Origin of the sequence: Microbacterium sp. 1.5R (assembly GCF_001889265.1) — a bacterium.
Taxonomy (GTDB): domain Bacteria; phylum Actinomycetota; class Actinomycetes; order Actinomycetales; family Microbacteriaceae; genus Microbacterium.
In genome coordinates this window covers 1,627,469-1,652,320 of sequence record NZ_CP018151.1, presented here as the reverse complement: position 1 = coordinate 1,652,320, position 24,852 = coordinate 1,627,469, and the positions used below count along the sequence as shown (strand labels likewise).

General features: G+C 67.1%; 23 protein-coding genes. 12 read left to right on the top strand and 11 right to left on the bottom strand.

The window, feature by feature from the left end; genetic code table 11:
- Positions 1-178 precede the first annotated feature (178 nt).
- Entirely contained in the window at positions 179-1,330 is a 1,152-nt protein-coding gene (locus BMW26_RS07725) for a glutamate--cysteine ligase (RefSeq protein WP_072592271.1), read from the top strand.
- A gap of 2 nt (positions 1,331-1,332) precedes the next feature.
- On the opposite strand, the gene BMW26_RS07720 is transcribed toward BMW26_RS07725, so the two are convergent.
- Positions 1,333-2,304: a sugar-binding transcriptional regulator gene (locus BMW26_RS07720; RefSeq protein ID WP_053099094.1), complete on the bottom strand. Its 972-nt coding sequence runs from the start codon at positions 2,302-2,304 to the stop codon at positions 1,333-1,335.
- Between the two features lie 100 nt (positions 2,305-2,404).
- Between BMW26_RS07720 and BMW26_RS07715 the strand changes: the two genes are divergently transcribed.
- The 3 genes from BMW26_RS07715 (at position 2,405) to glpK (ending at position 6,503) form a co-directional block, all read left to right on the top strand.
- Positions 2,405-4,114 carry a glycerol-3-phosphate dehydrogenase/oxidase gene (locus BMW26_RS07715; RefSeq protein WP_053095938.1) on the top strand — a complete coding sequence of 570 codons (1,710 nt, stop codon included), beginning with the start codon at positions 2,405-2,407 and terminating at the stop codon, positions 4,112-4,114.
- A 92-nt stretch (positions 4,115-4,206) separates the two neighbouring features.
- Positions 4,207-4,959 carry an MIP/aquaporin family protein gene (locus BMW26_RS07710; protein WP_053095936.1) on the top strand — a complete coding sequence of 251 codons (753 nt, stop codon included), beginning with the start codon at positions 4,207-4,209 and terminating at the stop codon, positions 4,957-4,959.
- Positions 4,960-4,988: 29 nt separating this feature from the next.
- Entirely contained in the window at positions 4,989-6,503 is a 1,515-nt protein-coding gene (glpK, locus tag BMW26_RS07705; RefSeq protein ID WP_053095934.1) for a glycerol kinase GlpK, read from the top strand.
- 2 nt (positions 6,504-6,505) lie between these two features.
- Here glpK and BMW26_RS07700 read toward each other — a convergent pair whose 3' ends face one another.
- Entirely contained in the window at positions 6,506-7,441 is a 936-nt protein-coding gene (locus tag BMW26_RS07700) for a LysR family transcriptional regulator (RefSeq protein WP_072591205.1), read from the bottom strand.
- Positions 7,442-7,519: 78 nt separating this feature from the next.
- On the opposite strand from BMW26_RS07700, the gene BMW26_RS07695 reads away from it, so the two are divergent.
- Positions 7,520-8,428, top strand: a complete 909-nt coding sequence (locus BMW26_RS07695; RefSeq protein WP_072591204.1) for an EamA family transporter — start codon at positions 7,520-7,522, stop codon at positions 8,426-8,428.
- A 9-nt stretch (positions 8,429-8,437) separates the two neighbouring features.
- Here the strand turns inward: BMW26_RS07695 and ffh are convergent, their stop codons facing one another.
- Positions 8,438-9,991 carry a signal recognition particle protein gene (ffh, locus tag BMW26_RS07690; RefSeq protein ID WP_053095928.1) on the bottom strand — a complete coding sequence of 518 codons (1,554 nt, stop codon included), beginning with the start codon at positions 9,989-9,991 and terminating at the stop codon, positions 8,438-8,440.
- Between the two features lie 13 nt (positions 9,992-10,004).
- Positions 10,005-10,625: a TetR/AcrR family transcriptional regulator gene (locus BMW26_RS07685; protein WP_053095926.1), complete on the bottom strand. Its 621-nt coding sequence runs from the start codon at positions 10,623-10,625 to the stop codon at positions 10,005-10,007.
- Positions 10,626-10,718: 93 nt separating this feature from the next.
- Here BMW26_RS07685 and lipB point away from each other — a divergent pair, with 93 nt between their 5' ends.
- The gene (gene lipB / locus BMW26_RS07680) at positions 10,719-11,372 is read left to right on the top strand and encodes a lipoyl(octanoyl) transferase LipB (protein ID WP_072591203.1); all 654 of its coding nucleotides are present in this window, start codon (positions 10,719-10,721) and stop codon (positions 11,370-11,372) included.
- Positions 11,369-12,358, top strand: a complete 990-nt coding sequence (lipA, locus tag BMW26_RS07675) for a lipoyl synthase (protein ID WP_053095923.1) — start codon at positions 11,369-11,371, stop codon at positions 12,356-12,358. The genes lipB and lipA overlap by 4 nt, the downstream gene beginning before the upstream one ends.
- Positions 12,359-12,374: 16 nt before the next feature.
- Here the strand turns inward: lipA and BMW26_RS07670 are convergent, their stop codons facing one another.
- Genes BMW26_RS07670 through smc form a run of 3 tightly spaced genes read right to left on the bottom strand, consistent with a single transcriptional unit; the run spans position 12,375 to position 17,356 of the window.
- Positions 12,375-12,875: a DUF2004 domain-containing protein gene (locus BMW26_RS07670; RefSeq protein ID WP_053095921.1), complete on the bottom strand. Its 501-nt coding sequence runs from the start codon at positions 12,873-12,875 to the stop codon at positions 12,375-12,377.
- A gap of 44 nt (positions 12,876-12,919) precedes the next feature.
- Positions 12,920-13,792, bottom strand: coding sequence for a signal recognition particle-docking protein FtsY (gene ftsY, locus BMW26_RS07665; protein WP_053095919.1), 873 nt, complete (start codon positions 13,790-13,792; stop codon positions 12,920-12,922).
- A gap of 24 nt (positions 13,793-13,816) precedes the next feature.
- On the bottom strand, positions 13,817-17,356 hold the full coding sequence (smc, locus tag BMW26_RS07660; protein ID WP_072591202.1) for a chromosome segregation protein SMC: 3,540 nt from the start codon (positions 17,354-17,356) through the stop codon (positions 13,817-13,819).
- 543 nt (positions 17,357-17,899) lie between these two features.
- On the opposite strand from smc, the gene BMW26_RS07655 reads away from it, so the two are divergent.
- From BMW26_RS07655 to BMW26_RS07635, 5 genes are all read left to right on the top strand, one after another.
- Positions 17,900-18,178 carry a hypothetical protein gene (locus BMW26_RS07655; protein ID WP_053095916.1) on the top strand — a complete coding sequence of 93 codons (279 nt, stop codon included), beginning with the start codon at positions 17,900-17,902 and terminating at the stop codon, positions 18,176-18,178.
- A gap of 13 nt (positions 18,179-18,191) precedes the next feature.
- Complete coding sequence (locus BMW26_RS07650; RefSeq protein ID WP_072591201.1) at positions 18,192-19,280, top strand: GNAT family N-acetyltransferase; 1,089 nt, start codon at positions 18,192-18,194, stop codon at positions 19,278-19,280.
- Complete coding sequence (locus BMW26_RS07645) at positions 19,277-20,356, top strand: GNAT family N-acetyltransferase (protein WP_072591200.1); 1,080 nt, start codon at positions 19,277-19,279, stop codon at positions 20,354-20,356. Before BMW26_RS07650 ends, BMW26_RS07645 begins: the two co-directional genes overlap by 4 nt.
- 89 nt (positions 20,357-20,445) lie before the next feature.
- On the top strand, positions 20,446-21,141 hold the full coding sequence (locus BMW26_RS07640) for an ABC transporter ATP-binding protein (RefSeq protein WP_053099093.1): 696 nt from the start codon (positions 20,446-20,448) through the stop codon (positions 21,139-21,141).
- A complete protein-coding gene (locus BMW26_RS07635) occupies positions 21,138-22,460 on the top strand; it encodes an FtsX-like permease family protein (RefSeq protein ID WP_072591199.1) in 1,323 nt (440 codons plus the stop codon). Before BMW26_RS07640 ends, BMW26_RS07635 begins: the two co-directional genes overlap by 4 nt.
- 3 nt (positions 22,461-22,463) lie before the next feature.
- Here the strand turns inward: BMW26_RS07635 and mutM are convergent, their stop codons facing one another.
- The 4 genes from mutM to BMW26_RS07615 are packed head-to-tail and all read right to left on the bottom strand — an operon-like array spanning position 22,464 to position 24,790.
- Positions 22,464-23,327, bottom strand: a complete 864-nt coding sequence (gene mutM, locus BMW26_RS07630) for a bifunctional DNA-formamidopyrimidine glycosylase/DNA-(apurinic or apyrimidinic site) lyase (protein WP_072591198.1) — start codon at positions 23,325-23,327, stop codon at positions 22,464-22,466.
- Positions 23,320-24,012 (bottom strand): ribonuclease III, encoded by a 693-nt coding sequence (rnc, locus tag BMW26_RS07625; protein ID WP_053095908.1) that lies wholly within the window; start codon positions 24,010-24,012, stop codon positions 23,320-23,322. Before rnc ends, mutM begins: the two co-directional genes overlap by 8 nt.
- A gap of 17 nt (positions 24,013-24,029) precedes the next feature.
- A complete protein-coding gene (gene rpmF, locus BMW26_RS07620; protein ID WP_017830754.1) occupies positions 24,030-24,239 on the bottom strand; it encodes a 50S ribosomal protein L32 in 210 nt (69 codons plus the stop codon).
- Positions 24,240-24,241: 2 nt separating this feature from the next.
- A complete protein-coding gene (locus BMW26_RS07615) occupies positions 24,242-24,790 on the bottom strand; it encodes a YceD family protein (protein WP_053095906.1) in 549 nt (182 codons plus the stop codon).
- Positions 24,791-24,852 lie beyond the last annotated feature (62 nt).

Genomic DNA, 24,852 nt, shown 5'->3' with positions numbered 1-24,852 from the left:
CCGATCGCCTGGAGAGTGGGGTGCACACCCGGCGGAAGCTCAAATAGGGAGGACGAGTGCTGGATAGAGGGTCGAGCACGTCGTCCGACCTTCTATTCTGCCAGATCCGCGGCCCAGGAGCGAAACGCGGCGACACGACGGTTGCCGTGTCGCCGACAGCGCGTGTCAGACTGTGCTCGTGAAGCTCGATTTCGCGCCATCGGCCCGGTCCACCGTCGGTCTCGAGTGGGAGATCATGCTCGCCGATCCGGTGAGTGGTGATCTCGTCGGCCGCGCCCCCGAGCTGCTGTCCGCACTCGAGGATGAGAGTGCAGAAGAACGGCACACCGTGACGGGCGAACTGCTCACCAACACGATCGAGGTCACCAGCGGCATCGGCGATTCCGTGGCCCATGCCGTAGACGACATCGCCAACGCGATCACCGCTGTTCGTGCGGCGACGGATCCGGCCGGCATCGAGCTGCTCTCGGCCGGCAGTCACCCGTTCGCGCAGTGGTACCACCAGGAAGTGACCGACAAGACGCGCTACCACACCCTGATCGAGCGCACCCAGTGGTGGGGTCGGAACATGATGATCTGGGGGATCCACGTCCACATCGGCGTGGAGGATCAGCGCAAGGTCATCCCGATCATCAACGCCCTCGCCGCTTATCTCCCGCATCTGCAGGCTCTCTCCGCCTCGAGTCCGTTCTGGGCCGGTGAGCGCACCGGATACGCCTCGAACCGTGCTCTGGTGTTCCAGCAGCTGCCCACTGCGGGGCTCCCGTGGCCGCTGCAGGACTGGTCGGAGTACGAGGCCTACCTCGACGACATGGTGCGCACCGGTGTGATGGCGGACGCCACCGAAGTGCGCTGGGACATCCGGCCCGCACCGCGGTGGGGGACGATCGAGGTGCGGGCATGCGACGGGCTCTCCACGCTGCCGGAGCTCGCCGCGGTGGCCGCGCTCGTGCAGGTCCTGGTCGAGCACCTCTCGCGTCAGATGGACGAGGGACTCCCCCTCGCGCAGATGCCCGCCTGGTACCACCGGGAGAACAAGTGGCGCGCCGCGCGCTACGGCTTGGACGCGCGGGTGATCGTCGACGCCGCCGGAACCCAGCGTCCCGTGCGGGAGCATCTTTCGGAGGTGCTCGAGGAGCTCGCCCCGGTCGCGGTCGAACTCGGCTGCGTGCGTGAGTTCGGCAGCATCGAGACGATCCTCACGGACGGCGCGAGCTACGAGCGTCAGCTGACGATCGCGAACGCGACGGGCGGCGACCTCGGTGCAGTCGTCCAGCATCTGATCCGAGAGTTCCGCTCCGGCCCGGAATCCTCGACCGACGAGCCGTAGGGTCAGTCCTCGACGAGCCTGCGCGCGAGTCCTTCATCGAGCACCACGTCCGTGATGAGGTCGGCGGCGATGGCGGCGCGGAGGCTGGCGAGCTTCGGAACACCGGACACCACGCACACGCGTCGGGGCACCCGCCGCAGCCGGTCGAGACCCGGACCCGTCGCCCGTGCGTTGACACGGATGTCCCTCCAGGACCCGTCCGCGCGGAAGAAGACCGTGGCCACGTCGCCGATCGCATGGTCCTCCCGGAGGCTCCGGTAGTCGTCGCGACCGAGATAGCCGCCGACGTACACGCGACTGGGGACTTCCGCGGCCGGAGAGCCGAGACTGAACACGGCGATGTCCATCTTCGACTGCAGGTCGAGCACCCGCAGAGTGCTCCGCTCTCGCCACATCGCCTCGCGCGTCGAGGGATCGTCGAAGAACGCGGGCACGGGGAACTGCTGCACCTGCGCACCGAACGCGCTGCCGAAGCGCTGGAGGATGTCGCTCGAGTACTCGACCCCGCTGGTCTGCGTGTTCCCGGCACCGTTCAACTGCACGAACGTCGTGTTGTGCGTCTCCTTCTGGGTGAGACCACGGCTGACCGCGCTGATCGTGGATCCCCACGCGACACCCACGATCATGTTCGAGTCGACGAACTGCGACAGCAGCCGCCCTGCGGTCAGAGCCACCCGCTCGAGCCTCTCGACCTCGCTGACGATCTCGGGGATCGGTACGACGTGGGCCACGAGGCGATGTCTGTCCCGGATGCGCTGCTCCAGCATGCCGAGTCGCTCGAGAGGGGAATTGATGCGGATGTCCACGAGTCCGCTCTCGCGGGCGAAGCTGAGCAGGCGCGACACCGATGATCGCGAGGTCTTCAGCTCCTGCGCGATCACCTCCATGGTCTTGTCCTGCATGTAGTAGAGCTGTGCCGCGGTGAGCGCGGCGATCAGCTTGGAATCGCGCGATCCCGCGTCAGACTGGCGCATGACGACCTCCTCGAGTCGATCTTTGCACATATGTGCAACGGGCTTGCGCGTGGTGGGCGATCAGGTCGAAGCTGGGAGCACGCACAGAGAAGGGTCGAAGATGATCGAGTCGACACACTCATCACCGGAACGCGCGGCAGTCCGCGCCGTCCGTGAGTCCGGACGCACGAGCGTCCTTGTCATCGGAGCCGGGATCAACGGGATCTCCGCGTTCCGTGATCTGGCGCTGCAGGGCGTCGACGTACTGCTCGTCGAGCGAGGCGACTTCGCCTCCGGCGCGTCGGCGGCGTCGAGCCACATGATCCACGGCGGCATCCGCTATCTCGAGAACGGCGAGTTCCGACTCGTGCGCGAATCGGTCGAAGAGCGCAACGGTCTGCTGAAGATCGCCCCGCACTACGTCAAGCCGCTCGAGACGACGATCCCCATCTACTCGACCTTCTCCGGCATCCTGTCCGCTCCCCTGCGCTTCCTCACGCACAAGAGCGGCAAGCCCCAGGAGCGTGGAGCGTTCCTGATCAAGGTCGGACTGACGATCTACGACACGTTCTCCCGCGACGGCGGCATGGTGCCCCGTCACCGGTTCCTGGGCCGCAAGCGCTCGCTCGCCGAGCTCCCCTCGCTCGACCCGAACATCAAGTACACGGCCACCTACTACGACGCGTCTATGCACGACCCGGAGCGCCTCGCGCTCGACGTCCTGCAGGACGGACGCGCCGCACACCCCGGCGCCGTCGCACTGAACTACGTCGAGGCGATCGCGCGGGACGGCGAGAAGGTCGTCCTCCGCGATCGTGAGAGCGGGACCGAGTTCACCGTCACCGCCGATGTCGTCGTGAACGCATCCGGTCCGTGGACCGATCTCACCAACGACGCGCTGGGCAACGACACGCGTTTCATGGGCGGCACCAAGGGATCCCACATCGTCCTCGACCACCCCGAGCTCCTCGAGGCGACGCGCGGACGCGAGATCTTCTTCGAGCACTCCGACGGTCGCATCGTCCTGATCTACCCGCTCAAGGGTCGCGTTCTCGTGGGGACGACCGACATCGATGCAGACCCCCGCGAGGTCCCGGTGTGCACCGAGGAGGAGATCGACTACTTCTTCGACCTCATCCACCACGTCTTCCCGACGATCGACGTGACCCGAGAGCAGATCGTCTTCAACTTCTCGGGGATCCGTCCGCTCCCCCGGCACGAGGACACCGCACCGGGATTCGTCTCTCGCGACTATCGCATCGAAGTCGACGAGAAGGGTGCCGCCCCTCTCGTGAGCCTCGTCGGAGGCAAGTGGACCACCTTCCGAGCCCTCGGCGAATCGCTCTCCGACGTGGTGCTCGGTCTGATCGGTCGCACCCGCACCGTGTCCACCGCCGGACGCGCCATCGGCGGAGGCCGTGACTTCCCGCGCACCGAGAAGGCACGTCGCATCTGGATCCAGGAGAACCTGCCCGGAGCCGGCGATCGCGCCGAGCGTCTTCTCGCCCGATACGGAACCCGCGCCGCGCAGGTCTGGGAGTTCATCGAGCAGGGAGACGACGCGCCTCTGGTCGGCGGCGACCTCTCGACGCGCGAGCTGGCATGGATGGTCGAGAACGAGATGGTCGCGCGACTGCAGGACGTCGTTCTGCGCCGCACGAGCATCGCTTTCACCGGCAATGCCGATGCGGATGTGCTCGAAGAGCTTGCAGACGCGCTGTCTCCTCTGCTCGACTGGGATCGCGCACGGCACGATGCCGAACTCGAGCAGACGCGGGCGCTGCTGAACGAACGCCATGGACTCCAGATCTCGTCACGCGCACGCGGCTGACGAGACATCCGAACACCGCCCTCCACGCGGTGTAATTCCCAACAAGTGCCAGGGCTAAGGGGCCCTGGCACTCAAGAAAGGTCAATGAAGACATGACTGAAGTGAATCTCGGTCTCTACTTCCTCTCGGAGTTCGTCGGCACAGCGCTGCTGATCCTCCTCGGATGTGGTGTGGTCGCCAACGTCGCGCTAGCCAAGAACAAGGGCTTCGGCGGCGGTTTCCTGATGGTCAACTGGGGATGGGGTCTCGCGGTCTTCGTGGGTGTCCTCGCCTCCGCCTACTCCGGCGCCATCCTGAACCCTGCTGTCGGCATCGGCCTTCTCGTCGCAGGCAAGATCGACTTCTCTCAGTTCGCGGTCGCGACCGGTGCTGAGCTGCTCGGCGCGATCGTCGGTGCGATCCTCACCTGGCTGGCCTACAAGCAGCACTTCGACGAGGAGCCCGACCCCGCCAACAAGCTCGGCGTCTTCTCGACCGGTCCCGCGATCCGCTCGTACGGCTGGAACCTCGTCACCGAGGTCATCGGCACGTTCGTCCTCGTGTTCGCGGTCTTCGCGTTCGCTGACTACGGCGACATCGAGATCGGCGTCCCCGGAGGCCTCGGCCCGCTCAGCGCCCTTCCCGTCGCACTCGTCGTGGTCGCCATCGGTGCATCGCTCGGTGGACCGACCGGATACGCGATCAACCCGGCACGTGACCTCGGCCCCCGCATCGCCCACGCCATCCTCCCGATCAAGGGCAAGGGTTCCAGCGACTGGTCCTACTCGTGGGTCCCGGTCGTCGGTCCGCTCATCGGTGGTGTCCTCGCCGCCGTCGCTGCGCCGGTACTGCTCAACCTCGCCTGAACCCGAACCTGACTTCAAAGGAGAACACAATGGCCGACTACATCATCGCCATCGATCAGGGCACCACCTCCAGCCGCGCGATCATCTTCGACAAGAAGGGCAGCATCGTCGCGACCGGTCAGAAGGAGCACGAGCAGATCCTGCCCAAGGCAGGCTGGGTCGAGCACGACCCCGCTGAGATCTGGCGCAACGTGCAGGAGGTCATCGGACTCGCACTGAGTCGCGCCGACCTGACGCGCCACGACATCGCCGCGGTCGGAATCACGAACCAGCGCGAGACCGCTGTCGTCTGGGACAAGACCACCGGCAAGGCCGTCTACAACGCAATCGTCTGGCAGGACACCCGTACGCAGGAGATCGTCGACCGCCTCGCGGCCGACGGCGGGGTCGAGCGGTTCAAGCCCATCGTGGGCCTCCCCCTCGCCACCTACTTCTCCGGCACCAAGATCGCCTGGATCCTCGAGAACGTCGAGGGCGCTCGCGAGAAGGCGGATGCCGGCGACCTCGTCTTCGGCACGACGGACAGCTGGGTGCTCTGGAACCTCACCGGCGGTGTCGACGGCGGCGTTCACGTGACGGACGTCACCAACGCCTCGCGCACGATGTTCATGGATCTCGAGACGCTCGAGTGGCGCGACGACATCCTCGAGGCGTTCGGCGTTCCCCGCTCGATGATGCCCGAGATCCGCTCCTCGTCCGAGGTCTACGGCGCAGCCGAGGACTCGTCACTGCTGCGCGAGACGCCGATCGCCGGCATCCTCGGCGACCAGCAGGCCGCGACCTTCGGCCAGGCCGCATTCAACACGGGCGAGAGCAAGAACACCTACGGCACCGGGTGCTTCCTGATCTTCAACACGGGTGAGGAGATCGTCCACTCGAAGAACGGCCTGCTCACCACTGTCGGCTACAAGCTCGGCGACGGACCGACGCACTACGCGCTCGAGGGCTCGATCGCCGTCACCGGATCCCTGATCCAGTGGCTGCGCGACCAGCTCGGCATCATCGGCTCCGCTCCCGAGGTCGAAGAACTCGCGAAGCAGGTCGACGACAACGGCGGCGTGTACATCGTCCCGGCGTTCTCCGGTCTGTTCGCGCCCTACTGGCGTCCGGACGCCCGCGGCGCCATCGTGGGCCTCACCCGCTACGCGAACAAGAATCACATCGCTCGCGCAGCGCTCGAGGCGGTCGCATTCCAGACCCGCGACGTGCTCGACGCCGTCAACGCGGATGCCGGAGTCGACCTCACGGAACTCAAGGTCGACGGCGGGATGGTCGCGAACGACGCGCTCATGCAGTTCCAGGCCGATGTGCTCGGTGTGCCGGTCGTTCGCCCCGTCGTGGCGGAGACGACGGCGCTCGGCGCCGCTTACGCGGCCGGTCTCGCCGTCGGATTCTGGAACGGACTCGACGATCTCTCCGCCAACTGGCAGGAGGACCGCCGTTGGGAGCCCTCCATGGAAGACGGAGAGCGCGATCGCCAGCTGCGTCTGTGGCGCAAGGCCGTCAGCAAGTCGATGGACTGGGTCGACGAAGACGTGAAGTGACCTCAGATACCTGAGTGGGCGGGCCCGGAGGATTCCTCCGGGCCCGCTTCATCATTCCGGCGCGACGTCATCGACTCGACGACGCGGAGGAAGGCGGACGTGACGTTGCGCGGGGCGCGATCGTCCCAGGCGACGTACTGAACCCGTACGGGACCATCGACGAGATCGACCGCCGCGACGTCGAAGGACGACGTAGCGATCACCCCCGGTGCCAGCAGTGAGATCGCGAGCCCCTGGGAGACGAGACCCAATATCAGCTCAGACGAGTCCGCTTGGAAGGGCACGTCACGTGTGATGCCGGCTGCCGCGAAGGCAGCGTCCGCCTGGGCGCGGCCAGATGTGCCCGCGGGAAAGTCCGCGAAGACCTCATCCGCGAGGTCGGCGAGGCTGACGCCGACATGCCCGGAGATGCGGTGAGCAGGGGATGCCGCGACGACAAGGCGTTCGCGGGCGAGTGCGCGAAAGGCCACGCTCCGAGGCTCGGCGCCCTCTCGCAGTCCCAGCAGAGCGACATCGATGTCGCCGCGCCGAACGGCCTCCACCAGCGTGTCGCTGTTGCCGACCGTGAGCTCGACCGCGGCATCCGGATGACCGGCGCGGAACCGTGCGATCGCTTCAGGGACAGAGACGGCGCTGACCGTGGGGATGACGCCGAGATGAAGGGTGCCCACGACGCGGCCGGCCGTGGCAGCCGCAGCCTCGCGCGCATCGTCCGCTGCTCTGACCGCCCGATTCGCATGGACGAGGAACGCCTCACCCGCCTCGGTGGTGCGTACGCTGCGGCTCGATCGGACGAACAGCCGCTGCCCGAGTTCCCGCTCAAGAGCAGCTATCTGGTGGCTCAGCGCCGACTGCGTCACGAAGCAGCGCTCGGCGGCGCGCGTAAAGCTGGCGGACGAAGCGACTTCGACGACGTATCTCAGCTGCTGCAGATCCATGCATTCATGATCGCAGTTCATGTGTCAGGTGAGAACCATGCGTTGGACTCATGGCTAATGGGCATTCAGGCTGAAGGAATGAACCGCCTCGCCCTGCTGCTGCTCACCGCGCTGGCCCCTCTGTCGTGGGGCACCACGTACCTCGTGACGACGGAGTTGCTCCCGACCGGTCATCCCCTCTTCGCAGGACTCCTCCGCGCGCTTCCTGCGGGACTCGTCGCCATGGCGATCGGTCGCGCTCTGCCGCGCGGAGCCTGGTGGCTGAGATCTCTCGCACTCGGAACCCTCAACATCGGCGCATTCTTCCCGCTCCTGTTCATCGCCGCGGAAAGACTGCCCGGCGGAGTCGCCGCCGCCGTCGCGGGTGTCCAACCGCTGACCATCCTCGGACTGAGTGCTCTGCTGCTCGGAGACCGCATCCGCCCTGTCACGGCAATCGCTGCCGCCGTGGGTGCCGGAGGCGTCGCTCTCGTCGTGCTCGGACCAGCAGCCCAGCTCGATGCCCTCGGCATCCTGGCGGCACTCGGCGGGGTGACTGCGACCTCGGTGGGCATGATCCTCACCAAGCGCTGGGGGCGCCCGGCAGGCGTGGGGGCCGTCGCCTACGCGGGGTGGCAGCTGACTGCGGGCGGGCTGGTCCTGCTGCCCCTCGCCCTGTTGTTCGAAGGCACTCCCCCGACCGTCGACGGCGGAGCAGCGCTCGGGTACGTCTGGCTCGGATCGGTGGGAGGCCTGCTCGCCTACATACTGTGGTTTCGAGGCATCCAGCAGCTGCCGGTGATCGCACCCGGGCTGCTCGCTCTGCTCTCCCCCGTCGTGGCGACTCTGCTGGGCGCACTCGTCGCCGGCGAGAGGTTCACGACGGCTAAGGTCGTCGGTGTCGTTCTCGTCCTGGTCGCCCTCGTCGGAGGACAGCTGACCGCGCTCCGGCGACCCCGCCGGTCGTCACGTGTTCCGGAACCGGCGCTGCCCGCGCGCCGACTCTGAAGGGACCCCTCAGCTCTTGCCGAAGAGCTTCTGGATCTCCGCGAGGTCGGCTTCGCTCGGCGCCTTCGCGCCCCCGAGACCGAAACCCGAACCCGTCGGAGTCGACGTCGGAGCGAGGCCGGCGTTCTCGGCGGCGCGCTTGGCGGGGTTGCCGGAACGCGAACCGCCGGAGGACTTGCCCTTCTTGCCGCGCTTCGACGACGCGCCGGGCTTGCCCATGCCGGGCATCGACCCCATGCCCGGGATGTTCGGGGTGCCGCCGCGCGCGACGGTCTTCATCATCTTCGCGGCCTGATCGAAGCGCTGGACGAGCTGGTTGACATCCGTGACCGTCATTCCCGAACCGCGGGCGATACGCAGGCGACGCGAGCCGTTGAGGACCTTCGGATTGCGGCGCTCACCAGGAGTCATGGAGCGGATGATCGCCTCGGTGCGATCGATCTCGCGCTCGTCGAAGTCCTCGAGCTGCTGCTTCATCTGCCCCATGCCGGGAAGCATTCCCAGCATCTTCTTCATCGATCCCATCTTCTTCATCTGCTGAAGCTGGTCGAGGAAGTCTTCGAGTGTGAACTGCTCGGTCGCGAGCTTCTCGGCCATCTTGACCGCCTCTTCCTCATCGAAGGCCTGCTGGGCCTGCTCGATGAGGGTGAGGATGTCGCCGAGATCCAGGATCCGGCTGGCCATGCGATCGGGGTGGAACGGCTCGAGGTCTTCGAGGCGCTCACCGGTCGATGCGAAGATGATCGGTCGTCCGGTCACGGAGGCGACGGACAGCGCCGCACCACCGCGGGCATCTCCGTCGAGCTTCGACAGCACGACGCCGGTGAAGTCGACACCCTCCTGGAACGCACGAGCGGTGTTCACCGCATCCTGGCCGATCATGGCGTCGATGACGAAGAGAACCTCGTCGGGGTCGGTGGCCTTGCGGATGTCGGATGCCTGCTTCATGAGCTCGGCATCCACGCCCAGGCGTCCGGCGGTGTCGATGATGACCACGTCGTGCTGGTGACGTCGCGCATGCTCGACACCGTCGCGCGAGACCTTGACCGGGTCGCCCACGCCGTTGCCCGGCTCGGGTGCGTATACGGTGGCACCGGCCTGCTCGGCGACCACCTGGAGCTGGTTCACGGCGTTCGGGCGCTGGAGGTCCGCCGCGACGAGCAGAGGAGTGTGTCCCTCCCCCTCGAGCTGCTTCGCGAGCTTGCCCGCGAACGTCGTCTTACCCGAACCCTGGAGTCCTGCGAGCATGATGACCGTCGGCGCGGTCTTGGCGAACTGGAGACGACGCTGCTCGCCTCCGAGGATCTGCACGAGCTCCTCGTTGACGATCTGCACGACCTGCTGGGCCGGGTTCAGTGCCTTGTTGACCTCGTCGCCGAGGGCACGTTCGCGCACCTTCGCGGTGAAGTCCTTGACGACCGTGAGCGCGACGTCGGCGTCGAGCAGCGCACGCCGGATCTCGCGCACTGTGCCGTCGACGTCGGCCGCAGTGAGCTTTCCCTTCGTGCGAAGGTTGCGGAAGGTCTCGGTGAGCCGATCGGAGAGCGTGCCAAAGGTAGCCATGGTGACACCGAGTTTACGCGAATCCTGACCCGTTCTCCGCGCTCGCTGCCGCGGTCCACGGCAACCGCGCGATCGCGCGCACAGCGTCGGCGAATCGATCGCTGACCGAACCGCGACCTGCGCCGCTCTCGGCCCAGGCTCGCACCGCAGCGAGAACCGCGGCGGCCCACGTCGCTGCCGCGATGTCGGCGGTGAGCGCGGGGACGCCGGAGCGCCGGGCGAGATCGGCGAGGGTCGCAGCCAGGCGCGCCTGTCGCCGTGCGGCGTCCTGCTCGAGTTCGTCGTCGAGCCCCATCGCGGACGAGTTGTTGATCGCGAGTGCGAGGCTGTCGGGTGCGAAGTCGTCGACGAGAGCCGAGAGGATGCGTCTGACGTGCGCGCCGTCGCGATCTTCGTGCACCGCGACCAGATCTTCGACCGCACGACCGATGCGGTCGTCGAGACCGGACCAGAGCACGTCGCTCTTCGACGAGAAGTAGTTGAAGAAGCTCGAGCGGCTCACTCCGGCTCGCTGGGTGATGTCGGCGACCGAGGTGGCGTCGTACCCCTGCTCCAGGAACAGCTCGCAGGCAGCCTCGGCGAGAGTCTCCCGCGAAGACGCCTTCGGCCGCCCTGCTCGGCTCGTGCTGCTCATGTCAACACGCTACCGCGCGTCGCTGCGGCGCGCCGCCGTCAGTGTGGAGGAGTATTCTTAGACGCAATCCATTTATTGACGAGAGTGGTCTCCATGCTCGAGATACTGACGGCGGGTCTCGCCCCGACGTACGTCCCCTACACCGTGGGCTGGGATCTGCAGCGCAGCATCCATGCCGACGTCGTGTCCGGCACCCGTCCGGACACGCTCATCCTCCTCGAGCATGAGGCCGTGTACACCGCCGGCAAGCGGACCGAGCCGCAGGAGCGCCCCCACGACGGCACTCCGGTGATCGACGTCGACCGCGGCGGGAAGATCACCTGGCATGGCCCCGGCCAGCTCGTGGGATACCCGATCGTCCGACTGCCCGAGCCGATGGACGTCGTCGCTCACGTCCGCCGCCTCGAGCGCATCCTGATCGACGTGCTCCGTCCGCTCGGCGTCGACGGGTACCAGGTCGAGGGACGCAGCGGCGTATGGGTCCGCCGCCCGCTCTCGGAGGACAAGGTCGCGGCGATCGGGGTGCGTGTGCAGCAGGGCGTCACGATGCACGGCTTCGCGATCAACTGCGACAACACTCTCGCGGGCTTCGGCGGCATCATCCCGTGCGGGATCATCGACGCGGGCGTGACGACGGTGAGCGAGGTCGTCGGTGCTGACGTCTCCCCCGCCGACATCAGCGCCTCCGTGTCCGCCGCCTTCCTCGCCGATTACTCGACCGCCGACCGTGTAGGAGCCTCCAGATGACCGCCGCACCCGAGGGACGCAAGCTCCTCCGCCTCGAGATCCGCAACGCCGAGACGCCCATCGAGCGCAAGCCGGAATGGATCAAGACGAAGGCGAAGATGGGGCCCGAGTACACCGCGCTCCACTCGCTGGTGAAAAGCGAGGACCTCCACACCGTGTGCCAGGAGGCGGGGTGTCCGAACATCTTCGAATGCTGGGAGGATCGAGAGGCGACCTTCCTCATCGGCGGGTCGCAGTGCACCCGTCGGTGCGACTTCTGCCAGATCGACACCGGCAAGCCCGACGCCTACGACACGGATGAGCCGCGCCGGGTCGCCGAGAGCGTCGTGCGGATGAACCTCCGCTATGCGACGGTCACCAGCGTCGCCCGCGACGACCTCCCGGACACCGGAGCCTGGCTGAATGCCGAGACCGTCCGGAAGATCCACGAGCTCAACCCGAACACCGGAGTAGAGCTGCTCGCCAACGAGCACAACGCCGATCCGGCCTTCCTCGGCCAGATCTTCGACGCACGCCCCGAGGTCTTCGCCCACAACGTCGAGACCGTGCCGCGCATCTTCAAGCGCATCCGCCCTGCATTCCGGTACGAGCGCTCGCTCGATGTGATCACCCAGGCACGCAACGCGGGACTGATCACCAAGTCCAACCTCATCCTCGGAATGGGCGAGGAACCGGAGGAGGTCGTCCAGGCGCTGAACGACCTGCACGACGCCGGCTGCGACATCATCACCATCACTCAGTATCTGCGGCCGTCTCCTCGTCACCTGCCTGTCGCACGCTGGGTCAAGCCGACGGAGTTCGTGGAGTTCAAGGAGGAGGCCGAGCGGATCGGCTTCCTCGGCGTGCTCGCAGGCCCCCTCGTGCGCTCGTCCTACCGCGCCGGCCGGCTGTGGGCGCAGTCGATGGTGTCGAAAGGACGCGAGATCCCGCCGCACCTGGCGCACATCGCCGAGAGTGCAGACCTCGGCTTCGCCCAAGCCGTCTGAACTGAGGCGGGAACGGTCAGTCCGCGCTCATCACGGATTGCACGCTGCCGTCGGAGCCGAGGTTCACGAGCAGGACGTCGTCGGTGGTGGTGGCGTCGAGCGCGTACTCCAACACGGCGAAGGGCTCGGACCCACCGTGCTCGTCGGCGAGGATCGTCATGCTCATGAGCCGGAGCGATCGGATGATGTCGACGGCGGCGTCACCGCTCACGTCGACGAGGACGTCTTCGAGCTCGTCACCATACGCCTCCTGCTGCTGAAGGATGTACTCGGTGACCTCGCTCGTGCGATCGTCGACCTCCGCGAGCATGCCCCGCCGCGAGACCGCGTCGACGTTCTCGATCCCCGCGATGAGCGAAGCGGCGATGTCGAGCGCGTCGGCAGAGACATCGTCCTGGTCGGGAGCCGTGAGGTCGACGGTGACGCTCTGGTCACCGAGCTCCACCGTCTCGGACCAGAAGATCGAGCCGTCGGGCCCTGAGGACAGGAGTCCGAAGTAGTCGTGTTCGATCGCCATAACGCTATGAAACCAGCCTCGTGCTCGCGGCGGTAGTCCCGTCGTCAGCCGACGAGCGACTTGACGAAGACATGGGGGGTGAATCCGGTCAGATCATCGATGCCCTCGCCCTGCCCGAGGAGCTTGACGGGGATGCCGGTGCGCTCCTGCACGGCGAGGACGAAACCGCCCTTCGCCGATCCGTCGAGCTTGGTCAGGACGAGACCGGTGACGCCGGCATGCTGGAGGAAGGCCTCGGCCTGCATCACTCCGTTCTGCCCGGTCGTGGCGTCGAGCACGAGAAGGACCTCGCTGATCGGCGCCTGCTTCTCGATCACGCGACGGATCTTTCCCAGCTCATCCATCAGCCCGCCCTTGGTGTGCAGACGACCGGCCGTGTCGATGATCGCGATCTCGATGCCCTCACGCTGGGCGAACTCGATCGTCTGGTAGGCGACGGATGCCGGATCCTGGCCCTCCTGCTGGGGACGGACGATCGCCGCTCCCCCGCGCTGCGCCCAGGTGGCGAGCTGATCGACGGCCGCCGCACGGAACGTGTCGGCTGCGCCGACCACCACGCTGCGCTGGAACCCGCGGAGGAACTTGGTGAACTTGCCGATCGTCGTGGTCTTGCCGACGCCGTTGACGCCCACGACGAGCACGACCGCCGGTCGCTCGGTGAGCTTCAGGGTGGTGTCGAACTTGGCGAAGTGCTCCTCGAGCGTCTCGCGCAGCATCCGCTGGAGATCCTGCGGATCGGTCGTGCGGTAGCGCTCGACCTTCTCTCGAAGCTCCTCGACGACCCTCTCGCTGATGTCGGGACCGAAGTCAGCCGTGATGAGGGCGGTCTCAAGGTCCTCCCACGTCGTCTCGTCGATAGTGGGCTTGACGAACATCCCGCGCAGCGCGCGAGTGAGGGACCACGACTTCTCCGCCATGACTCCAGCCTACGGGTAGCGCCGTCAGACGGCGGCCGCGCGGTCGCCCACGCGCTGCCCGACGACCGCAGAGACGCCGTCCTGACGCATCGACACACCGTAGAGAGCGTCCGCGATCTCCATGGTTCGCTTCTGGTGGGTGATGACGAGCAGCTGCGAGCTCTCGCGAAGCTGCTCGAACACGGTGAGCAGGCGGCCGAGATTGGCGTCGTCGAGCGCCGCCTCGACCTCGTCGAGGATGTAGAAGGGGCTCGGGCGCGCCTTGAAGATGGCGACGAGCAGCGCGACCGCGGCGAGGGAGCGTTCACCTCCCGAGAGCAGGGAGAGCCGCTCGATCTTCTTGCCGACCGGACGCACCGACACCTCGATGCCCGTGGTGAGCATGTTCTCGGGATCTGTGAGCGAGATGCTTCCGGATCCGCCGGGGAACAGCAGCGGGAAGACCTCTCCGAACGCGACCCTCGTGTCTTCGAACGCGCTCGCGAAGATCGTCTGCATCCGCTCGTCGAGATCGGCGATGATCGTGAGCAGATCCTGACGGGTCTGGGTCAGGTCGGCGAGCTGTTCGGTGAGGAATGCATGGCGCTGCTCGAGTGCCGCGAACTCCTCCAGCGCGAGCGGGTTCACGCGTCCGAGTTGAGCGAGCTTGCGCTCCGCATCAGCCAGTCGACGCTGCTGAATCCGTCGATCGAACGGGATCGCCGTGTCGAGCTGCTCGTCATCGGCGGGCTCCGCAGCGGGGTCCCGCAGAACGAGCTGGTCGGGACCATATTCCGCAACGAGAATATCTTCGTCGAGCGCGAGCTCCGACGCCACCCGCTCCAGGAGGCTGTTGAGGTGCAGCTTCTTCTCATGGATCTGCAGCTCGAGACCGTGGACGCTCTCGGTGAGGCCGGCCAACCTCTCCCGGAGCGAGGTCTCCTGCGCGCGCAGAGCCGTCAACTCCTGGTTCTGCGCCGATCGCGCCGACTCCGCCTCGGCCAGCGCGACGCGTGCCTCGGTGACGGACCGATCGATCGAATCGAGGATGCGCGGGAGCTCTAGCGCGACGCCGGATGCCGCCTCGCGCTGCGCACGGCGGATGACGGCCCGGCGCGCTGCCTCGGCAGCCGCGTCCCGCTCCTGCTCGCGCTGCCGCTCGAGACCGACGACCCGGGACTGGGCAGCGCGCACGCGCTCACGCAGCGTCTCGATCTCCAGTCGAGCCCTGACCTCGCCCTCGCGTGCGATCTCGAGCGCTTCGAGCAGTCCGTCACGCGCTGAGGCGTCGAGCACGGGCCGCGGCGCCGCGACAGCGGCGTCCCACTCGGCCTTTGCTGCCTCCGACGCTGCCTCGGCCTCCTGCACCGCGCTCTGCGCCTGCGCGAGCCCGTTCTCGAGTCGCTCGCACTCGGCGACCGCCGACTCGTGGGTGACCGTGATGCGGTTGACCTGCTCGGCGTGCGTCGCCAGCGCGGCATCGTGCTCGCGGAGCGCCCGGAGCGCGTCCTTCGCCAGACGACGGGATGTCTCGACGGACTCGTTCGCGTCCTCACGCGCCTCCCGCAGCGAGTCGACGATGACCTGCACTTCGGCCAGGCGGTCGTTCGCCGCGTCTCGTTCGGCGGCGAGCTCGAGGCGCGAGCGTTCGCCGCCGGAACCCGTGCGCAGAGTCTGAGCGGTGACGACGTCGCCGGCGGTGGTCACGATCGTGGTGGTGGTGTCGCCGGCGAGATCGAGTGACACTCGCGCGGCACGCGCTGCGTCGAGGCTGTCTGCGATGACCACGTGCGACAGGATCCCGAGGACGCCGTCCGGCGCCGTGACCGTGTCGACCGCGCGGGTCACCCCATCGATGGCGGGCAGCTCGATCGACGGACGCGCGGAGTCGGCGATCACGAAATCGACCACTCCCCGTCGCTGCTCCGACGCGTCGCCGGCGAGGTCGAACGCATCGTCCGCGCCGTCGACGAGGACGCCTTCAGTGAGGGGACCCAGCACCGCCGCGACGGCAGCTTCGAATCCGCTCCTGACCTGCACCGAGTCGCCCACGAGTCCGCGTATCCCCGGACCGCCGGTCTTCACGATCTCCGCGGCTCCTCCGGAGATCGCGAGCGCGCTCCCGAGCGCCGCCGACTTCGCGGTGAGCGCGTCGACCTCGCGTTCCGCCGCGTGCAGCCGCTCTCGGAGTGTCTCCCGCTCGGCTTCGGCCGCGGTCACAGCCCGCTGCGCGCTCTCGTACGTTGCGGAATGCTCGGCTGCCGTGCCCTCAGGCGCCTCTGCATCGGCGATCGCCTCGAGGGCTTCCGCTGCGTCACGACGGCGCGCGTTCGCCGCCTCGAGAGCGTTCTCCTGTCGAAGAACCGCGCCCCGCACGGCAGCGAGAGCGGACGCGGCCGCATCGGCTGTGCCACGCAGCGAACTGATGCGCATGTCGTACGCCGACACCAGCGCGCTCTGTTCGGCGATGTCGACGTCGAGAGTGTCGAGTTCGGCGCGCGCGAGCATCACCTCGCGGCTCGCCACGGTCGCCGCTTCCTGGGCATCACCGAGGCCAGCGGAGATCACGGTGATCTCATCCTTCGCCTCGTCGATCGTGCTCTGCGTGACCGTGACGGCGGTCACGGCCGCGTCATCGTCGTCCGAGCCGAGCAGCGCGAGCCGCTGATTGGCCAGAGTGTAAAGCCCGCGCATCCGCTCCTGCACCTGCTCGAGACCGAAGGCTACGCTTCTCGCCTGATCCACCGCGGCCGAGTTCTGATCCTGCTCGAGCCGTGCGATGTTCGCCCGCACCGCCTCCGCCTGATCGGACAGCACCAGTCGTTCGGTATGTCTCTCGTTCTCCGTGCGCGTGTGATCGGCCAGGGCGGTGCGCAGCGCCACGACGTCGTCGGCGAAGATCCGGGCCTTGGCATCGCGGACGACCGCGGCGATCGTCTGCGCCTCTCGCGCGATCTCGGCCTGGCGTCCCAGCGGCTTCAGTTGACGGCGGATCTCACCCGCGAGGTCGCTCAATCGCGTGAGGTTGGTCTCCATCGCATCGAGCTTGCGAAGGGTCTTCTCCTTGCGCCGCCGATGCTTGAGGATGCCGGCGGCCTCTTCGATGAAGCCACGACGGTCTTCCGGCGATGCCTGGAGCACCGTGTCCAGCCGGCCCTGTCCGACGATGACGTGCATCTCGCGTCCCAGCCCCGAGTCGCTGAGGAGCTCCTGCAGATCGAGCAGACGGCAGTTCTCTCCGTTGATCGCGTATTCGCTCGATCCGTTGCGGAACAGAGTCCGGCTGATCGTGACCTCGGCGAACTCGATCGGCAGTGCGCCGTCGCTGTTGTCGATCGTCAGCTGCACCTCGGCGCGGCCCAGCGGCCCCCGGGTCGAGGTGCCTGCGAAGATGACGTCTTCCATCTTGCCGCCGCGCAGCGTCTTGGCCCCTTGTTCGCCCATGACCCAGGCGAGGGCGTCCACCACGTTGGACTTGCCTGACCCGTTGGGTCCGACGATGCAGGTGACACCCGGCTCGAAGACGAAGCTGGTCGGCTGCGCGAAGGACTTGAACCCCTTGAGGGTCAGGCTCTTCAGATGCATGCGCGTACCGCGTCTCGGGGGTGAATCACGCCCATACGCTACCGGAATGACGGCTCAGAACGGGCATCCCGCGCGGGTTCGCAGTGAACCGGAATTCCGCGCGACACGCCGATCCACGCCGGTCATGCTTGACGGACACGCCCGGGTTTCGCTACCGTAACCTCCGGATCGCCACACGAAAGGAGGTTACCGATGATCACTCAGCTCACTGCTCAGGCCACTGGCCTCGCCGCGCCATTCGCGCCGCGCTCTGCGCACTCGGTAACCGCCGGCGTCCGTCGAAGCGCTCTCTCGTAGAACCGCAGCCCGAGAACTCTGCCCCGAACCATCCACCGGTCTCCGACCTGTGACGGGGCTTCTCGCCCGCTCTACTCCGCGCTCCGCCCTCTGATCCTCTCCGGATCACGGCTCTCCGCCGATCCCGGCGCTCGCCTTCGGGCGCACCGGGCTCTCGACTCTCACCGCGCACCGCCGCCCTTCACCGAAGGCCCGGCGGCCGCGTTCGCCGCACCCATCACCACCATTCATCTCGAAGGAATCATCGTGAACACCACGCTGTACCGCAGCATCCCCCACCCTCCGGATACCGAGGACCAGCAGGTCCTCCACATCCCCGCACCCGATGAGCTGCGGCGCCTCGCGCTGGCAGATCGTCTCTCTCTCCGGATCGGCCTCTGGCTGCTCCAGAGGGCACAGCGCCCTCGCCCGGTACGTCGTATCGCCGCCGCCGAAGCGGATGCGCTGCGTCTCGATCGACGTGATCGCACGCCGGGCGAGACCTACGCCCTGCTCACCTACGACCTGCAGCGTCAGCTGCGCTGACCTGGAGATCACCATGAGCATTCCGCTCACCCCTGATGCATCGCTGCATCCGCTCGTGCTGCCGGCACGAGCGGATGCGGCTGACGCCGCCGAATTCCGTGAGCTCGCCCGTGTTCGCAACGCCGTCTACCGAGAACTCACCGGACGCACCGAGCAGGATCTGACGCCAGAGGCGCTGCTTCCGATCCTGCGCTCTCGCAAAGAGCGCACGACTGCCGTGTGGGCGGTGCGCGTCGGAGGCGAGATCGTCGGGCGCACAGTCATCGACATTCCTCATGAGGAGGGGTCGCGTGTGGCGATCGCCGCGATCGAGATCCACCCCCGTGTCTGGGGTCAGGGGATCGGAACCGCGATCCTGCCGCACGTCGAGGCCTTCGCCCGTCTCCACGGCCGCGAGGTCATTCAGAACTGGTCGGAGCAGCCGGCCAGCGACGGACCCAGGCTGCAGGCGAAGACGGGCTTCGGCAGCGTTCCGGACGATCACGTCGCACGATTCCTCATCCGCCATGGATTCACCCTCGAGCAGGTCTATCGGGTGAGCCGCCTCGCGGTCACCCAGGAGACGGTTCAGCGTGCCGAGGAGCTGCGGGAGGACGCGCGAGCGCTCTCACAGGACTATCGCGTGCTCCAGTGGATGCTTCCGACGCCACCGGAGCACGTCGACGGCTACGCATGGCTCAAGTCGCGCATGTCGACCGACGCCCCCTCGGCCGATCTCGAGACCGACGAGGAGGCCTGGGACGCAGAGCGTCTGGTCGCCACGGAGAAGAGGGTCGCGGAGATGGGCCAGATCATGCAGGTCACTGTCGCGCAGCACATCCCGACAGGCGAGCTCACCGCATTCACCGAACTCGGAATCGGTCCGGATCCCACCGCCACCACACACCAGCACGACACTCTGGTACTCACCGAGCACCGCGGCCATCGTCTGGGGCAGCTCGTGAAGTGCGAAGCGTTCCTGTCGTGGACAGGCATCGCTCCCGCGTCACGCGACGTGATCACTTACAACGCCGAGGAGAACCGGCCGATGCTCGCCATCAACGAGGCGATGGGATTCACGGCCATCGCCTACGAAGGCGCGTGGAAGAAGGAGCTGTCATGAACACAAGCACACTGACGATCACACCTCTGGCCGTCCCCCGCGCGCTGGACGCCGAGGATGCCGCGGACTTCCGCGCATACGGAGAGCTCAACAGGCAGATCTGCGAGGAGATGGTCGGTCTGCCCGACATCGCCCCCGATGCCGCGCAGATGCTCGCATCGTGGCAGGATCCCAGCGATACCCTGCAGACCGGGTTCGTCGCCAGGCTCGGAACCGAGATCGTCGGCATGATCACTCTCTCCTACGCTCAGGAGGCGGACGCGAACGCCGCAGAGGCGGACCTCCTCGTGCCGGAGAAGCACTGGGGACGCGGTGTCGAAGACGCTCTCCTGTCGCTCGCCGAGTCGGAGGCGCGCGCACACGGCCGATCCCTGGTGCAGACCTGGACGCTGCACAGGCCCATGGAGTCGGACCGGATGATCACACCGCGAACAGGGTGGGGTCGCATTCCGGCGATTCCGCTGTCGGACGCTCTCGTCGCCCGCGGATACGAGTTCGAACAGGTCGAACGCAACAGCGAGCTCGATCTGCGCTCCGACCCCGCCCCGCTGCTCGCCGCTCTGGAATCGGCGAAGACCGCCGCCGGCGACGACTACCGGGTGCTCCAGTGGATGGCGCCGACACCGCCTGAGTTCCGCGACGGGTACGCGGCGATCCTCGCTCGCCTGTCTACCGACGCCCCGAGCGGCGACATGGACTTCGTCGCCGAGGAGTGGGATGCGGAACGTGTCGTGCGACGTGAGCGACGGCTCACGGGGGCCGGTCAGGCTCTGTCGATCGTCGCGGTGCAGCATGTGCCCAGCGGAGACATGGTGGCCTACAACGAGCTGCTCGTCGGGGCGGACCGCGCAGGAGTGACCCACCAGCTCGGCACTCTGGTGTCTCGCGAGCACCGCGGGCACCGTCTCGGCACGATCGTCAAGTGCGCGAATCTCCTCCGTTGGAGAGAGCTCATGCCGCTCACCCCGACGGTCTCGACGTTCAACGCAGAGGAGAACCGTCCCATGTTGAGCATCAACGAGGCGATCGGTTTCGCGCCTGTCTCCTATGCGGGAGCGTGGCAGAAGCGGATCTGATCGAGATCATCCGAGCGGTGTACACGGCCGGCCACGGATCATCCGCCCGGCCGACGCAGCGGTCTCCGTATGGCCGCGAGGCTGGATGCATGAACACGACGGTCCTCGACGCACGCTCTCTGACCAAGTCCTACGGAACGACCCGCGCACTCGCCGGGGTGGATCTCACCATCCACCGCGGCGAGTCGGTCGCCATCATGGGTGCCTCCGGGTCGGGCAAGACCACTCTCCTCCATGTCCTCGCCGGCATCATCAGTCCGGACTCGGGCACCGTGTCGTTCCAGCCCTCGGTCGGTCAGGCGGTGGAACTCGCCGGACTCGGAGAATCCGCTCGTTCCCGGCTGCGGAGAGAGCGGTTCGGGTTCGTCTTCCAGCAGGGTCTGCTCATTCCGGAGCTCACGGCGGTCGAGAACGTGGCGCTCGCATCGATGATCAACGGAGTGAAGAGAGCGCAGGCCACCGCTCACGCGGCGTCCTGGCTCGCCGCGCTCGGGCTGGCCGGGATGGAGGACCGCCGAATCGGCGAGCTGTCCGGCGGGCAGGCGCAGCGCGTCGCGATCGCACGGGCTCAGGCGACGGGTGCGGAACTCGTGTTCGCCGACGAGCCGACCGGCGCCCTCGACTCGCACACGTCGCAAGACGTGATGAATGCGCTGCTGTGGTCGACGACGGGCCAAGGGCGCACGCTGCTCGTCGTGACACACGATGCAGACGTGGCGGCGCGCTGCTCGCGGATCGTCTCCGTGCGCGACGGCCAGATCATCTCGTCGGCGGTGACGGCATGAACGCCCGCGTCCTGGCTGTGCTTCTTCGCGCCGGGACGGGAGAGAAAGCGGTGCTCGCGCTTCCGCTCATCGCTTTCGGCATCGTCACAGCCCTCGTGCTGACCGTCGTGGGCGGGGCTCAGTCGTTCTGGACCTGGACCGATGAGTACGCGCCGGTGTACCAGGCGTTGGCCGCGATCGCGCTCGTGCTCCTCATCGTCCCGCTGATGAATCTCGGCGGGGCGGCCGCCCGTCTCTCAGCCCGCCGTCGTGACGAGCGTCTCTCGACCCTGCGGCTTCTCGGCGTGACGCCTCTGGGCGTCGGCGTCGCTACGGTCATCGAATCCATGATCGTCGCGGCCGCCGGTGCCGTCGCCGGAGTCGTCGTCCATCTCGCCCTCACCCCTCTCATCGGACTCATCCCGTTCCGTGGCACGGCTCTCGGCGTCGAGGCGATCATGCTCTCGCCCTTCAGCGTTCTCGCCGTCGTGGGAGGCGTCCTTCTCGTGGCGGCAGCGAGTGCTGTGCTGGGGCTCCGGCGCGTGATCATCTCGCCCCTCGGCGTGCGCCTGCGGACGACCGTCTCCACCGCGCACTGGTTCCGCGCGATCATCGCAGTCTCCGTTCTTGCGCTCGTGTTCGTCCTTGTCACGGTCTTCCCTTCCGTCGCAGGACTCGCGGCGACCATCGCCGTCCTCGCCCTGTTGTTCGCCGTCTCCCTGGCGGTGCTCAACGTGATCGGACCATGGGTCCTGAAGGTCGCCGCCGGCCGTGATATGCGCAAGGCCGAGCACGCAGATCGGCTGCTCGCCGCCCGTCTGGTGCTGGACTCCCCCAAAGCCGCGTGGCGTCAGGTGAGCGGCATCGCGATGGCGAGCTTCATGGCCGTGTTCGCAGGAACCGGAGTCTCCCTGATGAATGTGATGAGCAGCGGCGACACGACGTCCGCGGATGCGGCCCTCGCCGCGGACATGCGCACCGGCCTCGTCATCACCCTCGTCGCTTCATTCTTGATGGTCGCGGCATCCGTGGGGGTCAATCAAGCCGCGGCCGCTCTCGATCAGCAGGAACTCCACCGGAGTCTGCACCGGCTGGGCGTGCCGCTCGCGATCGTCGACAGCGCACGCCGCCGGGCGATCATGTCTCCACTCCTCGTGACCGCGATCGGCTCGGCCACCTGTGCCGGCGTGCTGGTCTTCCCGCTGCTGGGGATCGCCCTGGTCGCGGCACCCGAGTCTCTCCTCACGATCGCGCTCGTCCTGGCCGTGGGGATCGGAATCGTCTGGATGAGCACTCGAGCGACGCGGCCCCTGCTCGCCCGGTCGTTCGAGATGGTGTGAGTCTCAGCGACGCCGCTGGCAGCGCGGACAGTAATGACTCGAGCGGTTCATGAACGCCTCTCGGCGGATCAGAGTGCCGCAGCGCGGGCACGGCTGTCCGCCTCGACCGTACGCGTTGAGCGAGTGGGCGAAGTAGCCTGCCTGACCGTTCACATTGACGTACTGGGAATCGAAGCTCGTGCCGCCCTCGGCAAGGGCCTTCACGAGCACCACTCTGATCTCGGCGAGGAGTCGCCTGCTCGCTTGCGTCGACAGCGCACTCGCGAGCGTCGCCGGGTGGATGCGCGCCGCCCACAGCGCCTCATCCGCATAGATGTTGCCCACGCCGCTGATCGTCTGCTGATCGAGCAGCACTCGCTTGATCGCACTGCCGCGTGTGCGGAGTGCACGCAGGAAGCGATCGTCGTCGAACAGCGGGTCTATCGGATCACGGGCGATGTGCACGACCTGAGTCGGGATCCACGTCGGTCCGTCCGGCACCAGACCGTCGACCGCCAACGACCCGAAAGTCCTCTGGTCGGCGAAGACGATCGCGAGCTCGCCATGCCGAGGATGCTCGATGCTGATCCGGATGCGCTCGTGGCGTTCCGCCTCGGCGTCCGGCGCGCGCAGCAGCATCTGTCCGCTCATTCCGAGGTGCGCGATCAACGCGGAATCAGCGGTGTCCAGCGGCAGCCAGAGGAACTTGCCCCGTCGGTCGGCTGCAGTGACTCTGCGTCCCTCCAGGCGCGCGACGAAGTCGGACGGCCCGGCCGCATGCCGTGTGAGAGCTCGTTCATCGAACACGCTCACGGCCGTGATGAGCGAGCCGATCACCGCGGGAGCGAGACCCGCCCGGACGACCTCGACCTCGGGAAGCTCAGGCACGCTCGTTGAGCAGTCGCCACGCGCTGAGCGCGGCGGCCATCTCTGCCGTCTTCTTGCTGCTGCCCTTGCCGGTCATCGCCAGATCGCCGACGACCACGGTTGCGAGGAATCGACGATCGTGGTCGGGGCCGCTCGCCTCCACCGAGTACTGGGGCGGAGTCGCACCGACTCGCGCAGCCAGCTCCTGCAGGCTCGTCTTCGGATCCATCGCCGCGCCGTAGCGCTCGGGGTCGGCGAGGAGCGGCGCGGTCAGCCGGAGCACGAGCTCGGTCGCCGCCTCAGGACCCGCTGACAGATACGTCGCGCCGATCACGGCTTCCATCGTGTCGGCGAGGATCGAGTCCTTGTCGCGACCGCCCGTCTGTTCCTCACCGCGTCCCAGCAGCAGATGGCTGCCGAGATCGATCGCTCTCGCGACCTCGGCGAGAGCGACCGTCGAGACGACGCTCGCGCGCCGCTTGGCCAACTCCCCCTCATCCAGCCCCGGATGGGTCGTGAAGAGCATCACCGTCACGGCTTGTCCGAGGACGGAGTCGCCGAGGAACTCGAGACGTTCGTTATGGGGGATGCCGCCGTGCTCGTAGGCATAGGAGCGATGGGTGAGCGCCAACTCCAGAAGCTCCGCGTCGATATCGACGCGGAGCTTCTCTGGGAGCGGTCTCGTCCCCCCAGGGACCTCAGTCACAATCGTGAAGTCGCGACTCAGACGTCGGCGACCTTGCGACCCTTGTACTCGAGGAAGAGCTCGGTGCCCTGCGAGTCGGTGACGACCTTGGCCTGGTGAGGACGGCTGTAGACGACCTGACCGTTCTCGATGGTCTTGACGAGTGCGACGGGCGCCGCCTTCCACTGCGCGCGGCGCGAGCGGGTGTTCGAACGGGATACCTTGCGCTTCGGGGGGTTACCAGCCATGACTAGCTCTCTTCTTTCTCGGCGGCTCGGCTCTGTGCCTCACCGTCTTGGTCTGTGATCTGCTGGAGCGCGCTCCACCGAGGATCGATGGGAGCCACCTGCTCCGTCCCGGTGCTCGCGGTCAGCCTCTCGCCCGTCTCCGGGTCGAGCCCGGGGCAATCCGGCTGACACACCGGCTGAAATGGAAGCGCCAATACGGCCGCATCCCTGACTAGAGTTTCAAGATCCACGTGGTCGTCTTGAACCTCGAAGTCAGTTTCTTCCTCACCAGGATACGCGAAAAGCTCCTGGAACTCGACTTCGACGGGCCGGGTGATGTCGATCAGGCATCTTCCGCATACGCCGGAGTACTCAGCATCGGCGGTTCCGGACACCAGGATGCCCTCGTGAACCGACTCGAGACGCACGTCCAGGTCGAGCGCAGAACCGGCTTCATACGCGACGATTCCCTCTCCCCAGCCTTCGCCGAGGGTCACCGAGAACTCGTGCTCGCGCATCTCGCCCGGCTTGCGGACGATGTCACGGACGGGCAGGACGAAGGGACCATTCATTCGGGAACGCACCCGGCAATGGTACCGGCTCCTGCGGGATGGAGGCTGGTTCCGCGCTGTGT